General features: G+C 68.0%; 12 protein-coding genes and 1 pseudogene. 7 read left to right on the top strand and 6 right to left on the bottom strand.

Going from position 1 to position 14,449, the window contains the following annotated elements; translation table 11 throughout:
- Positions 1-24 precede the first annotated feature (24 nt).
- Positions 25-693, bottom strand: coding sequence for an ACT domain-containing protein (locus tag AC3B5T_RS23850; RefSeq protein ID WP_035717011.1), 669 nt, complete (start codon positions 691-693; stop codon positions 25-27).
- A 176-nt stretch (positions 694-869) separates the two neighbouring features.
- Here AC3B5T_RS23850 and gatC point away from each other — a divergent pair, with 176 nt between their 5' ends.
- Both gatC and gatA read left to right on the top strand, forming a co-directional pair.
- The gene (gene gatC, locus AC3B5T_RS23845; protein ID WP_010841341.1) at positions 870-1,181 is read left to right on the top strand and encodes an Asp-tRNA(Asn)/Glu-tRNA(Gln) amidotransferase subunit GatC; all 312 of its coding nucleotides are present in this window, start codon (positions 870-872) and stop codon (positions 1,179-1,181) included.
- The gene (gene gatA, locus AC3B5T_RS23840) at positions 1,178-2,683 is read left to right on the top strand and encodes an Asp-tRNA(Asn)/Glu-tRNA(Gln) amidotransferase subunit GatA (protein WP_010841340.1); all 1,506 of its coding nucleotides are present in this window, start codon (positions 1,178-1,180) and stop codon (positions 2,681-2,683) included. Before gatC ends, gatA begins: the two co-directional genes overlap by 4 nt.
- A 41-nt stretch (positions 2,684-2,724) precedes the next feature.
- Here gatA and AC3B5T_RS23835 read toward each other — a convergent pair whose 3' ends face one another.
- Positions 2,725-3,969 (bottom strand): alpha/beta-hydrolase family protein, encoded by a 1,245-nt coding sequence (locus AC3B5T_RS23835; protein ID WP_055475934.1) that lies wholly within the window; start codon positions 3,967-3,969, stop codon positions 2,725-2,727.
- Positions 3,966-4,667, bottom strand: a complete 702-nt coding sequence (locus AC3B5T_RS23830; RefSeq protein WP_231632715.1) for a hypothetical protein — start codon at positions 4,665-4,667, stop codon at positions 3,966-3,968. Before AC3B5T_RS23830 ends, AC3B5T_RS23835 begins: the two co-directional genes overlap by 4 nt.
- 165 nt (positions 4,668-4,832) lie before the next feature.
- Between AC3B5T_RS23830 and AC3B5T_RS23825 the strand changes: the two genes are divergently transcribed.
- The 3 genes from AC3B5T_RS23825 to AC3B5T_RS23815 all read left to right on the top strand — a co-directional run bounded on the left by AC3B5T_RS23825 (position 4,833) and on the right by AC3B5T_RS23815 (position 7,969).
- Positions 4,833-6,125, top strand: a complete 1,293-nt coding sequence (locus AC3B5T_RS23825; protein WP_055475936.1) for a sensor histidine kinase — start codon at positions 4,833-4,835, stop codon at positions 6,123-6,125.
- A gap of 9 nt (positions 6,126-6,134) precedes the next feature.
- A complete protein-coding gene (locus AC3B5T_RS23820; protein WP_010841336.1) occupies positions 6,135-6,785 on the top strand; it encodes a response regulator in 651 nt (216 codons plus the stop codon).
- A 149-nt stretch (positions 6,786-6,934) separates the two neighbouring features.
- Complete coding sequence (locus tag AC3B5T_RS23815; protein WP_014927505.1) at positions 6,935-7,969, top strand: 6-phosphofructokinase; 1,035 nt, start codon at positions 6,935-6,937, stop codon at positions 7,967-7,969.
- Between the two features lie 14 nt (positions 7,970-7,983).
- On the opposite strand, the gene AC3B5T_RS23810 is transcribed toward AC3B5T_RS23815, so the two are convergent.
- Positions 7,984-8,217, bottom strand: coding sequence for a PspC domain-containing protein (locus AC3B5T_RS23810; RefSeq protein WP_010841334.1), 234 nt, complete (start codon positions 8,215-8,217; stop codon positions 7,984-7,986).
- 133 nt (positions 8,218-8,350) lie between these two features.
- On the opposite strand from AC3B5T_RS23810, the gene gatB reads away from it, so the two are divergent.
- Together gatB and AC3B5T_RS23800 are read left to right on the top strand one after the other, a co-directional pair.
- Entirely contained in the window at positions 8,351-9,856 is a 1,506-nt protein-coding gene (gene gatB / locus AC3B5T_RS23805) for an Asp-tRNA(Asn)/Glu-tRNA(Gln) amidotransferase subunit GatB (RefSeq protein ID WP_055475937.1), read from the top strand.
- 287 nt (positions 9,857-10,143) lie between these two features.
- Positions 10,144-11,229 carry an IS110 family RNA-guided transposase gene (locus AC3B5T_RS23800; protein ID WP_014924910.1) on the top strand — a complete coding sequence of 362 codons (1,086 nt, stop codon included), beginning with the start codon at positions 10,144-10,146 and terminating at the stop codon, positions 11,227-11,229.
- A 348-nt stretch (positions 11,230-11,577) separates the two neighbouring features.
- On the opposite strand, the pseudogene AC3B5T_RS23795 reads toward AC3B5T_RS23800, so the two are convergent.
- Both AC3B5T_RS23795 and AC3B5T_RS23790 read right to left on the bottom strand, forming a co-directional pair.
- Positions 11,578-12,796 (bottom strand): annotated as a pseudogene (locus AC3B5T_RS23795) (IS110 family RNA-guided transposase).
- A gap of 444 nt (positions 12,797-13,240) precedes the next feature.
- Positions 13,241-14,437 (bottom strand): PQQ-dependent sugar dehydrogenase, encoded by a 1,197-nt coding sequence (locus AC3B5T_RS23790; protein ID WP_231632676.1) that lies wholly within the window; start codon positions 14,435-14,437, stop codon positions 13,241-13,243.
- Positions 14,438-14,449: the final 12 nt, after the last annotated feature.

Below are 14,449 nucleotides of genomic sequence, written 5' to 3'. Positions count from 1 at the left end.
CATGATGCCCGACGACCGTCGGGACTAACTCTCGGCGCGTAGGACGGTGCTGACGATCCCGGCGAGGTAACCGAGCCGGGCGACCTCCGACGGCCGGAAGTCCGGCCCGCCGATGCGTCCGAGCAGGATCGCCTTCGACTCCGAACCCAGCGGCGCCGCGGCAAGGCGGGTGTCCATCTCCTGCCACGCACCCGGAACCCAGTCACCCTCGGCGTCGAGCTCGGTCGCTCTCTCCAGAGGAAGCCAGTCGGCCCTGGTCAACGGGGTCTCCGGGGCTCCAGATGAGCCGAAGAGTTGCAGCACGCCGCCGCTGGCGGGGGTGATCACCATCGCCCACGAGACGCGCAGCACCCGAGGTGCGTTGTCCACGAGGACCTGTAGCCGGTCACGACCGGCGGTGGCCACCCGGTCGACCAGCTCGAGTTCGCGGTGGGTGTCCAGGACACCGGAGTAGGGCCGGATCGAGTCGACGCGGACACCGTTGACCTTCTCCGCCGCGGTGATCAGGCTGTCGGGAAGCGAACCGGGCGCCACCTCGACGACGAGATCGTCCACGGCGTAGCCGTTGCCGCGCTCGACGACCTCGAGTGACAGGATGTCTGCACCGACCGAGCCGAGCTGCACGGCGAGCACGCCGAGGCTGCCCGGCCGGTCTTCGAGGTAGACCCGCAACAGGTAGGACACGTGCGACATTCTCGCACCCGCGTGCGTGCCGCGCGCAGCGCCCGCGGCGCAACCGGTGGCTGGGGTGAGTCCCTCTCGTGGGTTCCCATAGTCTGGAGACGTTGTGCGAGCCGTGTCGACGACGCGATGAGGCGAGCACAGATGACGACAGATGAACGAACAGTGATGTGAGGAAGGACGCTGCAGTGGCTGGCGAACCGAAGTCCATATCGCGGGATGAGGTCGCGCATCTGGCGCGATTGTCACGACTGGCCCTGAGCGAGGACGAACTCGATGTCTACGCCGAGCAGCTGGACTCGATCCTGACTCACGTCGCGTCGGTGTCGGAGGTGGCAGCCGACGACGTGCCCGGTACCGCTCACCCGGCCGAACTCGCGAATGTGCTGCGTCCGGATGTCGTGGTCCCCGGGCTGACGACCGACGCCGCCCTGTCCGGTGCACCGGCGGTGGAGCAGGACCGTTTCGCCGTCCCGCAGATCCTGGGAGAAGAACAGTGAGTCCCGAGTCCAGTGCCGCAACCCCGCGTCCCGCTGGTGATCTGACCGGGTTGTCCGCCGCCGAACTCGCCACCAAGATCGGCGCGCGCGAGGTCAGCTCGGTGGAGGTCACCCAGGCCCATCTCGACCGCATCGCCGAGATCGACGACCAGCTCGGCGCGTTCCTGCATGTGAGCGGTGCCGAAGCTCTGGTCGCCGCCAAGGCGGCCGACGATGCGATCGCCGCCGGCGAGACCCCATCGGCGCTCGCGGGTGTGCCCATCGCACTCAAGGACGTCTTCACCACCACCGACGCGCCGACGACCTGCGGCTCCAAGATCCTCGAGGGATGGGTTCCGCCCTACGACGCGGCGGTCACCGAACGTCTTCGCGCCGCGGGCATCCCGATCCTGGGCAAGACCAACATGGACGAGTTCGCCATGGGCAGCTCGACCGAGAACTCGGCGTACCAGTTGACCCGGAACCCGTGGGATCTCACCAAGATCCCGGGCGGCTCGGGTGGCGGTAGCGCGGCGGCACTGGCGTCGTACGAGGCCCCGCTGGCGATCGGCACCGACACCGGCGGCTCCATCCGCCAGCCGGCCGCGGTCACCGCGACCGTCGGCGTCAAGCCGACCTACGGCACCGTCTCGCGCTACGGCCTCGTCGCCTGCGCGTCGTCACTCGACCAGGGCGGCCCGTGTGGCCGCACGGTTCTCGACACCGCGATGCTGCACGAGGTCATCGCCGGGCACGACCCGCGCGACTCGACGTCGATCAACGTCCCGGTACCCGACGTCGTCGCGGCCGCCCGCGAGGGCGCCGAGCAGGACCTCAAGGGCGTGAAGATCGGTGTCGTCACCGAACTGCAGGGCGAGGGTTACCAGTCGGGCGTACTCGACTCCTTCCACCAGGCCGTGAAGTTGCTCACCGAGCGTGGCGCCGAGGTCATCGAGGTGAGCTGCCCGCACTTCACCTACGCGCTCGGCGCGTACTACCTGATCCTCCCGTCGGAGGTGTCGTCGAACCTCGCACGGTTCGACGCGATGCGCTACGGGTTGCGTGTCGGCGACGACGGTTCGCATTCCGCCGACGAGGTCATGGCGCTGTCCCGCGAAGCCGGCTTCGGCCCAGAGGTCAAGCGCCGCATCATGATCGGCACCTACGCCTTGTCGTCGGGTTACTACGACGCGTACTACGGTCAGGCGCAGAAGGTCCGCACCCTGATATCGCGCGACTTCGCCACGGCTTTCGAGAAGGTGGACGTGCTGATCTCGCCGACCACGCCGACCACCGCGTTCCCGATCGGGGAGAAGGTCGACGATCCGCTCGCGATGTACCTGTTCGATCTGTGCACGCTGCCGGTGAACCTCGCCGGCATCGGCTCGATGTCGGTGCCCTCGGGCCTGTCGGTCGATGACGGGATGCCCGTCGGTCTGCAGATCATGGCTCCCGCCCTTGCCGACGACCGCCTGTACCGGGTCGGCGCCTCCTACGAAGCGGCTCGCGGCCCGATCGTCTGACCGGCACTGCACGGCTCATCGGTGTGCCGGCCGGCGGACCGTCAGCCGCGCAACGGATGTGGCGGCCCGGCCTGTTCCGTCCCGTATCGGTGGCCGACGCCGGCCGCCCCGTCGAGCGCGCCGAGCAGGTCGATGCTCGTCTGCACGAAGCTGACCACGGGTAGCCACGGTGCGTCGGGAACCCGCGGACCACGGATGTGGGTGTCGCCGGTCGCCCGGTGCGGTCGCCACAGTTCGGCGAACGACCAGCGCACGACCGGATCGCTGGAATTGGCGAGGACCGCTCTCGGGGTACGGGACACCGCGGCGACGGTGCCCGCCGGCGGCGCGACCAGCACGGTCTCGTCGAGCAGCGCGGGATGCTCGTTCTCCAGCCACACCCGGGCGGCGTCGGCACCCACGGCGCCGAGACTCTGCCCGTAGAGAACCACTCGCGGACGTTCGTGCTCGGGCACACGATCGAGAACGGTCGCCAGCGCCGACACCACGGCGATCGCCGATTCCGCGGCCCTGGTCCGGTCGGACAGGAAGGCCTGCCAGGACGGCACCTGGGCGTACGGGAGGGTGAGAACCCGGACATCGCCGGCGAAACGGCTGGCGTAACCGTCGACGGCTGCGGAATCGACCCACCCCGATCCGGTCGGCACCGCGACCACGACCGCGCGCGCCGAAGGTCCGTCCGACACCGCCCACGTCCGCGTCAGTTCCGCTGCGGCATCGTCGAATCGGCCGTCCCTGAGCTCGCCGCGCAGCACGATGCGCGAATCCTGCTGCGCCGACGACGAGACCGGCAACGGCTGCCCGTCGGCCCCGGCGTCGGCGGGCGCCAGCAGTCCGGCCGTGAGTGCGAGGCCACCGGCGGCGGCCATCGCGGTGATCCGCGGGACGGCCACGATCGCCGCCACGATCAGCGCGGACGGCAACGTCGCCGCAGCGCACCACCCGAGGCCCGCGGGTACGGCGTCGACCGCCGACCGGATGAGGTTCTGCCACCAGAGCGCCACGCCGACCGCGCATCCGAGGATCACCACGCACGAGCCGAAGACGACGCGCCGGGCCTGTTCCTCCGGCTGCCGACGGGTACGCCGCGCGAGAATCATGCCGGTGCACGCTCCCAGAGCGCTGAGCAGAACGGTCAGGATCGCCGTCGTCGTCGCGTCGCGTGGCAGTGTGCCCGGGTAGAGCGCGACGAGGTGGCCGAGCGTGGCGGCGACACTGACGGCCGGGTGCGGCCACGATCGGAAAGTGCTGTCGCGCAACCACCGCGCGTCCCGGTGCGACGTCATCGCCGCACCTCGTACTCGTCGGGGTCGACCAGGGCGCGCTCGATGGTCGTGCCGACCAGCGCGGGCAGCGACTCACCCCGGGCCGGGGGACCGCCGTACTGACGCCAGGTGTTCCACGCCAGCCCGATGCGGGCCCCGTGCGCGGCGATCGTGCAGGCGGGCGAGCCGCAGGAGGCGTACATCCGGTCGATCAGCATGCGGTCCAGCGCGATCCGGGCCCACGCGCCGAGCGGTGCACCGTCTCGCTCGGCCGCCCGCAGCAGGTCGTAGCCGAGATCATGGGTGCGACACAGGGATGTGAACTGCGCCGGCAGGGGGACCGGTGACGAGCAGTCCCCGTCCGGGTCGACCGGGTATCCGTCGACGATTCGGGGCGAGTACCCCTGCGCCACGACGAAGGTCGGAGGAAGGAGCGTCACCGCGGTGGCCGGGTGCGGTCCCACGAGGGCGACGACCGCGGCCGCGTAGGGGTTGTGCGCATCGTCCGATGGCGCCGCCACCGACGTGCTCGTCGCTCCGAGAAGCGGACCCGCCACGGCGTGCGCGGTCGAGACCCACTGCCCGGCGAGGAGCGCGGTGAGGGTGAGCATCGCGGCCCACCAGTGCGAGCGCCGCCGGCGGTCCGGTGCGAAGGAATCGAGGGAACCGTGGAAGCCGTTGTCCAAAGGTGGTTTTCGGAAATCCTGTGATCCGGTCATGGTCATCGACGCTATGAGGTCGGACCCAACCGGCACATCGCTCCGCGGAGCCGTCCGAGGTCGTCCCCAGGCCGGTCCGCCGGCGCCGGACCCGTACGCCGGTATCGGGTAGTCTCCCTCGAAAGTATGAGGTCTTCGGGTCGTCGGCGGGCCTAGGGTGAGTGCATGTTCGGATACCGCAAGAAGCTCCGCGCGGTGGGGGCGTCCTCACTGGAATGGGTGTCGACCGCACCCGTGGCCCAGGACCCCGCGGTGCGGCACTACTTCTCGTCGCGCCTGAACTGGTTCTTCCTGTTCGTGGCGCTCGTCATGTACTCGGTCGCCTGGCCGACACTGCCCATCACCCACTCCATGCCGGTGTTCGTGCTTCCCGTGGTCGCCGCCTTCGCCGCCCTGCCGATCGCCCTCGCGTGGTCGGCCCCGCTGCTGGGATGGGCGATCTCGGTGGTCTCCGCGCAACTGATCGGCATCGTCGTCCCGGTTCGGGGTACGTGGGAGCTGACGATCCAGGTGACCCATCTCATCGAACTGCTGGTCCTCACGTTCATGGCCTTTCTCAAGTGCCCGCTGCGGTGGATTCCGGTGGTCTGGGTCTCGACCTCCATCGTCATCGCGTTCGCCGTGCAGCCGACCGCGCGCGTCGGGTGGGTCTTCGGGATCTCCGTGCTCGCGGTCGTGGTCGCGTTGTTGCGCGGCCTGATGGCCTCGCGCCGGCAGCTGGCGGTTCGCACCGAGCAGACCGAGGCCGCCGAAGCAGAGGCAGCCGTGCTCCAGGAGCGGGCGCGCATCGCCCGGGACCTGCACGACGTGGTCGCCCACCGGATGTCGATGGTGGTGGTGATGTCGCAGACCGCGAGATATCGCCTGCCTGATGTGAGTCCCTCGGCCGCAGCGGAATTCGAGGCGATCGCCGACGCGGCACGTACGTCCCTCGATGAGGTCCGGCAACTGCTCGGGGTCCTGCGCGTCGAGGGTACGGACGCCTCGCCGGCACCGAATCCGGGCCTGGGCGAACTCGATTCGCTGGTCGCCGAGACACGACGCGCCGGCGCCGAGGTCGCGCTCGTACTCGACGTCGACGCGGACGAGGTCGGTGAATCGGCTGCCCTGGTGATCTATCGAATCGTGCAGGAGTCGCTGGCCAACGCGACCCGACACGCCCCCGGCGGACGCGTGGACGTCGAGGTGTCGCGGACCGACGACGGCCTCGTCGACGTCGCCGTCGTCAACACTGCCGCGACCGCCGAGCCGCTGCAGATCGGTGGGAGTGGTGTGGGTATCCCCGGGATGATCGATCGTGCTCAGGCAGTGGGCGGTTCGCTCATCGCCTCGCCGACCCCGGCCGGGGGATTTGAGGTACGCGCCCGAATCCCGGCGTCGCCGCGACGTGAGGTCGTCGTTCCCGAGCCGATCGTGACCTCGTCGGGTTCCGGTGAGCCGCGGTCGCGACGACGGTAGCGTAACGGCGTGCCGATCACCGTAGTCATCGCAGATGACCAGGCCATGGTGCGTCAGGGCTTTTCGGCTCTGCTCGCCGCGCAGCCCGATCTCTCGGTCCTCGGCGACGCCGCCGACGGGGTCGAGGCCGTCGAGGTGTGTCGCCGCGTCCGTCCCGACGTCGTCCTGATGGATGTGCGCATGCCGCGCAAGGACGGTTTGTGGGCGGCCGAACAGATCCTCTCGTCGTCGTCGGAACCGCCCACGCGTGTGCTGATGCTCACGACCTTCGACATCGACGACTACGTGTACGAAGCCCTGCGGATCGGTGCCTCGGGCTTCCTGCTCAAGGACGCACCCGCCGACGAGCTGGTGCGGGCGGTGCGGGTGGTGGCCGCGGGCGAGGCGTTGCTGGCGCCGTCGATCACGCGGCGCCTGATCACCGAGGTCACCGCCAACCGTCGTCGACCGTCGCGGGACGACAAGCTCGACACCCTGACCCCGAGGGAACGCGAGGTCCTCGATCTGGTGGCGGACGGCAAGTCCAACGCAGAGATCGGTGCCGACCTGTTCGTCACCGAACAGACGGTCAAGACGCACGTGAGCAGCCTCCTGAACAAACTCCGACTCCGGGACCGAGCCCAGGCGGTCGTGTTCGCCTACGAGAACGGCATCAAGTGATTTCGCGGCCAGCGCCCGGCTCACCGGGGCACTAGATTGGGGATGTTCGTGCCGCGTGCTCGGCACCGGCCGTGTCCCCGGAGATGACGTCAAGGCTCCGGAGATGACGCAGGTTCGACGGATGACGACAGGGAGGGTGGTCTCACCAGATGGCCAAGAGGTTCGGCATTCTGACGTCCGGGGGAGACTGCCCCGGACTGAACGCGGTGATCCGCGGCGCAGTGCTCAAAGGTGAGACCGTGTACGGCCACGAGTTCGTCGGGTTCCGGGACGGCTGGGCCGGACTCGTCTACGGCGACATCGTCGAACTGAACCGGTCGACGGTACGCGGCCTGTCCAATCAGGGCGGCACCATCCTGGGCACGAGCCGGTTCGGTCCCTACTCCGAACCCGACGGCGGACCCGAGAACATCAAGAAGGTTCTGAAGAACCTCGAGATCGACGGCGTGATCGCGATCGGCGGCGAGGGCACCGCGGCGGCGTCGAAGAGACTGTTCGACGACGGCATCAACATCGTCGGGGTTCCCAAGACCATCGACAACGACATCGCCGCCACCGACTACACCTTCGGGTTCAACACGGCCGTGGAGATCGCCACCGAGGCCATCGACCGGCTTCGCACCACCGGCAATTCGCACAAGCGGTGCATGGTGCTCGAGGTGATGGGCCGCCACGCCGGCTGGATCGCCCTGCACTCCGGGATCGCGGGCGGCGCGCACGTGATCCTGATCCCCGAGAATCCGGAGAGCCTCGACCAGATCTGCGCCTGGGTCACCAGCGTCAAGTCGCGCGGCCGTTCACCGATGGTCGTCGTCGCCGAGGGCTTCACCCTCCCGGAGATGAAGGAGGCCCACTCCACCAAGGGCCTCGACGGCTTCAACCGCCCCCGGCTCGGCGGTGTGGCCGAGGTGCTCGCCCCGCTCATCGAGGAGCGGACCGGCATCGAGACCCGCGCCACCGTTCTCGGGCACATCCAGCGCGGCGGGGTGCCGTCGGCCTACGACCGGGTCCTGGCGACACGGATGGGGATGGCGACCGCCGACCTCGTCGCCGAGAAGGGCTGGGGGCAGATGGTCGCCCTGCACGGCACCGAGATCGCGCGGATCACCTTCGACGAGGCGCTCGGCGAACTCAAGACCGTGCCGCTGGATCAGTACAAGGAGATCCGGGTCATCTTCGGTTGAGCTCGGTGGCCGCGTCAGGCGACGGGCGCGGCCGTCGCGGCGGGCTCGCGCGGGATGATGATCCAGAGTGCCAGGTAGAGCAGCACCTGGGGTCCCGGCAGCAGCATCGACAGGATGAACAGGACGCGGACGAGCGTCGGGTCCCAGCCCCAGCGTTCGGCGATGCCGCCGCACACACCGCCCAGCCAGGAATTGGTGCGTGAACGCATCAGGCGTGGGCCGGTGTAGGCGGGTTGTGGGGTGGTCATCTCGTCCTCCTGGGTGGGCGTCCGTTGCGACGTTGTCCGTCGATGTCGTCGACGCTACGAGCGGGCGCACCTTTCCGGCATCGGTGATCACCCTGAACGTGCCCCTGGGATATCGCCGCATAAACTGACTGCCATGACTTCCGCAGCCGTCGACCTGTTGGACTACGACGACGTCCTCGCCGGTTTCGATCCGGTGATGGGCCTCGAGGTGCACGTCGAGCTGGGCACCGCGACCAAGATGTTCTGCGGGTGCCCCACCGAGTTCGGCGCCGACCCCAACACCCAGGTCTGCCCGGTGTGCATCGGCCTCCCCGGCTCGCTCCCGGTCGCCAACGCCAAGGCCATCGAGTCCGCGATCCGCATCGGCCTGGCACTCAACTGCGCCATCCGGCCGTCGAGTGTCTTCGCGCGGAAGAACTACTTCTACCCGGATCAGCCGAAGAACTACCAGATCTCGCAGTACGACGAGCCGATCGCCTACGACGGTTTCCTCGACGTCGTGCTCGGTGACGGCACCACATGGCGGGTGGAGATCGAGCGCGCCCACATGGAGGAGGACACCGGAAAGTCTCTGCACATCGGCGGGTCCACGGGCCGGATCCACGGGGCCAGTCACTCGCTGCTCGACTACAACCGCGCCGGCGTGCCGCTTGTCGAGATCGTCACGCGGCCCATCGAGGGCGCCGGGGAACGTGCACCGGAGGTCGCCAGGGCGTATGTGTCGGCGCTGCGTGATCTGCTCAAATCGCTGGACGTGTCGGACGTCCGCATGGACCAGGGGTCGATGCGCTGTGACGTCAACCTGTCGCTGAAGACGAAGGACGCCACCGAGTTCGGCACCCGCACCGAGACCAAGAACGTCAACTCGCTCAAGAGCGTCGAGGTGGCCGTCCGTCACGAGATGCGCCGCCAGGGCGCCATCCTGCGGGCCGGGGGTGAGATCGTCCAGGAGACGCGGCATTTCCACGAGACCGACGGCACCACCTCGGCCGGCCGTCGCAAGGAGACCGCGGAGGACTACCGCTACTTCCCGGAGCCGGATCTGCCGCCGGTGCAGCCGGACTCGGCGTGGATCGAGGAACTCCGAGCAACCCTGCCGGAACTGCCGTGGCTGCGTCGTGCCCGCATCCAGGAGGAGTGGGGAGTGTCCGACGAGGTGATGCGTGACCTCGTCAACGTCGGCGCGGTCGACCTCATCATCGCCACCGTCGACGCCGGGACATCACCCGAGGCCGCACGCGGATGGTGGGTGTCCTTCCTTGCGCAGCAAGCGAACTCGCGTGGAGTGGAACTCGCCGACCTGCCCATCACGCCCGGCCAGGTCGCCGAGATCATCGGGATGGTCGACGAGGGCAAGCTCACCACCAAGCTCGCGCAGCAGGTCGCGACCGCCGTCCTCGACGGTGCGGGTGAACCCGCACAGATCGTCGCCGACCGCGGTCTCGAGGTGGTTCGCGACGACTCCGCTCTCCAGAAGGCCGTCGACGACGCCCTCGCCGCGAACCCCGACATCGCCGAGAAGATCCGCGGCGGAAAAGTCCAGGCCGCCGGCAAGATCGTCGGCGATGTCATGAAAGCGACTCGCGGACAGGCAGACCCGGCTCGCGTGAAAGAACTGGTCATCGCGGCCTGTTCCTGACGGCTGACCGCAGAACTCCCGCTCCCTGAGGAGCGAGCTTGCGAGCGTCACCCCGCTCCCTGATCCGAATGAGCTACAGGTCCTTTGCTCCCTGATTCGAGTGAGCTGCAGGTCCTTTGCTCCCTGATTCGAGTGAGCTGCAGGTCCTTTGCTCCCTGAGGTGCGAGGAGCGATAGACGGTATGAGGGCCTTGGGGCCGAAGGCCTCAAGCTGCAAACACATCGTGGGTTGCTGCTGCTGAGTTCACACTCGGCGGTAGCACCACATTGCAGATCAGGAGGCCTCCGGTGATTGTTCAGGGTACAAGTGTCGGATTGGATGTTCACGCACGTTCGGTGGTCGCTCACGCCATCGATGAGGACAGCGGCAACGTGATTCGGGAGACGTTGGTTCCCGATGCGGCGACCATCGTGAGCTGGCTTCACAGCTTGGCTCCGCCTGTGCGGGTTGCCTACGAGGCCGGTCCGACGGGTTTCGGATTGGCTCGGGCGATCACTGCGGCCGGGATGGAGTGTGTGGTTGCCGCGCCCTCGAAGCTGCAACGGCCAGCCGGGGACCGCGTCAAGACCGATGCCCGAGACGCTGCGCACCTGGCGAAGTTGCTGCGCCTGGGCGAGGTAGTCGCGGTCGGTGTGCCCGAGGAGGGTACCGAAGCGGCCCGTGATCTGGTCCGCGCCCGCGAGGACGCTCGCAGCGACCTGATGCGGGCGCGGCATCGATTGTCCAAACTGCTTCTGCGCCAGGGGATCGTCTACTCCGGCGGGAAACCCTGGACCGGTGTTCATCAACAGTGGCTGCAGCGTCAACGTTTCGAGCTGCCGCTGTTGCAAGCCGCCTTCGACAACGACCTGGACGCGGTGTTGAGCGTGACCGCACGCCGAGACCGCCTCGATGAGCTGATCGAACAGACCGCGGCCACCGATCCGTGGCGGGCTGTGGTCACCCGATTGTCATGTCTGCGGGGTGTGTCGACGCTGACCGCGTTCGCTCTGGCCGTCGAGATCGGCGACTGGTCGAGGTTCAGTGGCGCCACGATCGGCCCCTACGCCGGGTTGGTGCCCTCGGAATACTCGACCGGCGGTACCCGCAGTCAGGGATCGATCACCAAGGCCGGGAACGCCCACGTGCGGCGGTTGCTGGTCGAGGCGGCCTGGCAACACCGGCGGCCCTACGGCACGCCCGGACAGACCATGCGCCGTCGGTGGGAGGCCGCCTCACCCTCGGCCCGCGCCCGTGGCCATGCCGGCAACCGACGGCTACACAAGCGTTGGCAACAATTCGACCGCCGCAGCAAACATCCCTGCGTGGCCAACACCGCGATCGCTCGTGAGCTCGCCGGCTGGTGCTGGTCGCTGGCGGTGCTCGACGACTAACCAGCACTGACACACAATCTTGGCCACCCGCCGCGACTGCGCTGTGGTGAACAGGGAACGAATCCACGGCGTCGCTATGTGCGCCAGCACCTCTGGGTGCACGGTACGCACGCTTACATAGACCCGTCGGTCAGCGTTTTCATCTCCTGTCGAACACCGTTGAGCGGTAACCAACCCGCGTATATCAGTCCGACAACACCGTCGCGAGTAACGACCACCACACACCGCGGCGGGTGGCCAACCCCCCACTACAGCCCCCTAGCAAGGAGGCCAACTCGCCATGGAACTTGACAAAGCAGCACTACATATCAGCGACGAGCCACGAAGACATCCCAGGGGTGCTAGGTGTCAAGCGGCGAGGTTGGTGCGGTGGTTCCAGGCGGTGTGTTCGTTGTAGGGGGGTGCGGTGTTTGAGGCAGCCGTGGAGGATGCCGATGAGTCGGTTGGCGACCGCACGCGATGCTTGGCTGTGGGACTTCTTCTGGTCTCGGAGGCTGTCGTAGTAGGCGCGGGCGCCGGGACTGCCGGTCAGGGCGCTTTGCGCCATCCGTAGGGCGGCGTCGTTGAGTCGGGTGTTGCGGATGTGGCGGGCCAACACGACGTGTCCTTTGCCCGAGGCGATGGTCCGTGGTGAGGTACCGGCGTAGTTTCTGCGAGACTTGGCGGTGGCATAGCGTTCGGGGTCATCCCCGAACTCGCCGAGCATCCGGGCGCCGGTGATGTCACCGACTCCGGGCATGGACAGGTAGATCGCGGCGTCCGGATGCGCTTTAAAAGACTGAGCCATAGTGGTTTCGAGTTGAGTGATCTGGGTGTTGAGAGCGGCCAGCATTTCCACGGTCGCGGTGACTGTCGCCGCATAGGCTGCGGTGAGTGTCTCCGGTGCGCTCAGGTGGCCGCCACCGCGTAGAGCCTGCTGGATGTCGCGGGCGCGTTGGTCGGTATTGCGTTGCCGGCCACCCTTTTTCAGGGCTGATCGGATTGCCGCGACCGTCAGTGCCGCCCCCTGTCGTGGGGTTGGAGCGCGTCGTAACACGCTCAGGCAGTCGGTGTGGGCGAGGTCGCCGCCGAAGGCATCGACCGCGGCCGGATAGTAGGCGCCGAGTTGGGAGCGCAACACATTCTGTTGTGCCGAGCGCGCCCACACCAGGTTCTGATGGGTGCGGGCCATCACCGTGATCGCCTCGGCAGCGACAGTATCGGCGGCGACGAGCCGATGGTTGTGCCGGTCGGTACGCACCAGATCAGCGAGGGTTTTGGCATCGGCCTTATCGGATTTGGTGCCCCCGACATGGTGGCGGTCACGGTAGCGCGACACCGACAACGGGTTGATCGCGAACACCAGATAGCCCGCACCGACCAGGGCGGTGACCCACATGCCGTGATCGGTTTCGATACCCACCGCCACCTCGGTGGGATCCTGGGCATACCGGGCGATCAGTTCATGCATTGTGGTGACACCTGCAGCGGTTTCGGGTAGGCGGCGGGTGGCCAGGATGGTGCCGTGCTCATCCATCACGCACACGTCGTGATGATCTGACGCCCAGTCGTTGCCCATAAAGATCATGACACTCGTTCACCTCGTCTTCAGTCGTCTCGACGATCTCGATGTGAACCTGCGGGAGTCACCCTGGACGCGGCCTAATGGATCAGTGCTCACCCACATGTTTCGGGGGCACGACATCCCAGAAGCGTTCTAGCGGGTGATCCTCGCCCGGCCGGGCCACGGTCTTCGTGTAGAAATCCGACCACCGTTTCAGGGCCTGGCAGTGGTCACCGACCGGGGAGGCTCACACGACCAGCATCCCCTCCAAGAGGAAGCCGATCCACCCCCATTAGGGCTTGGTGACGCAGGTTTCGGAGCCCTTCGCGGCTCGCTTCGCTCGCACCTCAGGGAGCAATGGGGGCGCTTCGCTCGCACCTCAGGGAGCGGTTGGGGCCGCTATAGCTCCTCGCACCTCGCACCTCGGGGACAGAGGGTGTGCGGGTCCGCGGTACTGAGAGCCGAGCGTCACGTCCGGTCGTTGCCACCGCCGGCGGGCAGGAAGCGGAACACGCGGTCGTCGGTGGGCTTCGGTGTCCCCACTTCTTTGTTGACGGTCGCCACCTGCAGCAACCCGTTGGGCAGCGCGGCCATCCGGCCGAGTGCGCCGTACCGGCGTTCGAGCACGACGGCCGGTGCGGTGATCGTCGGCTCCTCACGCGTCGGCTCGTTGATGGCCTCGATGCGCTGCGTCCGCGTCGTCGACACGAAGATGCTGCCGGCGGCGACACCGCACCCGGCGATCTGTGGCCGGTCGGGCCAGGTCCACAGCACCTTGGGTCCACCTTCTTCGAGCACCTGCACGCGATCCTCGGTGGCCGTCTGGTCGGCGACGTAGACGGTCCCGGTGGAAGCGTTGGGGCACAACGACACCGTGGACCCGAACCCGGATGCGAGGATCGCCGGACGGGGACTCGCGCCCGAGGTGAACGAGGTGACCAGCAGCACCTTGCCGGCAAGCGAAGACGGATCGTCGGCGGCCGCGGGATTCCCGGCATTGCCGGTGGCGACCACGAGTTCGGTCGGCGACCGGAAGTACATCGCGCCCATGTTCCCGGTGGCGCCCTTCGGGATGCCGGTGAGGATCGGCTTGGGCACGTCACCCGGCGCCAGGCGGACGATCCGATTGTCCGACGGGGTCGTGATGTAGGCGTAGATCAACCGGTCCTGGGAGTAGGTGGGGGAGAAGGCGAAATCGATCAGACCGCCGTCACCGGACGCGTCGACCGGCGCCTCGCCCAGGGTCCGGGCGGGACCGTAGCGCTTGGTGGTGAGGATCTTTCCGGTCGTGCGTTCGGCGACGACCGTCACCTCGCCCTGCTCGTCGCCGGGCATCACACCGCCGGTCGACGCGAGGCAGGTGGCGATGACCGCGGGGTCGGGGTCGACGCACGGACCGGTCGGCGGCGGCTGTGTCTCCCGAGGGGTCTCGGGGGGCGGAGTCGGCTCGGGCTGGCCGCTCGGCCGGTTGTTGGGGCTGAACGCGCCGGCCTCGCGCTGGTTGTCCTGCGCGGTGAAATCCGCACAGCCGCCGACCAGGACGACCACCGCGGTCAGCACCGTCAGCAGGGTGCGCCACCGAACCCGTACCCGTCGATCCGCCGAGGCGGGTGAACTCGGCCGGCCGGCATGACCGCGCGTGCCCGTCGGGCGCCCCTTCCACATGGCGTCCACAGT

Source organism: Gordonia sp. G4 (assembly GCF_057770005.1).
The sequence above is the reverse complement of the archived record's forward strand: the minus strand, read 5'-3'. Positions and strand labels throughout refer to the sequence as shown.

What these genes read in the sequence shown, in the direction of transcription:
- AC3B5T_RS23830 (WP_231632715.1), bottom strand. Translation starts at nt 4,667, where the DNA reads ATGACCGGATCACAGGATTTCCGAAAACCACCTTTGGACAACGGCTTC.
- AC3B5T_RS23835 (WP_055475934.1), bottom strand. Translation starts at nt 3,969, where the DNA reads ATGACGTCGCACCGGGACGCGCGGTGGTTGCGCGACAGCACTTTCCGA.
- AC3B5T_RS23850 (WP_035717011.1), bottom strand. Translation starts at nt 693, where the DNA reads ATGTCGCACGTGTCCTACCTGTTGCGGGTCTACCTCGAAGACCGGCCG.
- AC3B5T_RS23790 (WP_231632676.1), bottom strand. Translation starts at nt 14,437, where the DNA reads ATGTGGAAGGGGCGCCCGACGGGCACGCGCGGTCATGCCGGCCGGCCG.
- gatB (WP_055475937.1), top strand. Translation starts at nt 8,351, where the DNA reads ATGACTTCCGCAGCCGTCGACCTGTTGGACTACGACGACGTCCTCGCC.
- AC3B5T_RS23815 (WP_014927505.1), top strand. Translation starts at nt 6,935, where the DNA reads ATGGCCAAGAGGTTCGGCATTCTGACGTCCGGGGGAGACTGCCCCGGA.
- AC3B5T_RS23810 (WP_010841334.1), bottom strand. Translation starts at nt 8,217, where the DNA reads ATGACCACCCCACAACCCGCCTACACCGGCCCACGCCTGATGCGTTCA.
- AC3B5T_RS23825 (WP_055475936.1), top strand. Translation starts at nt 4,833, where the DNA reads ATGTTCGGATACCGCAAGAAGCTCCGCGCGGTGGGGGCGTCCTCACTG.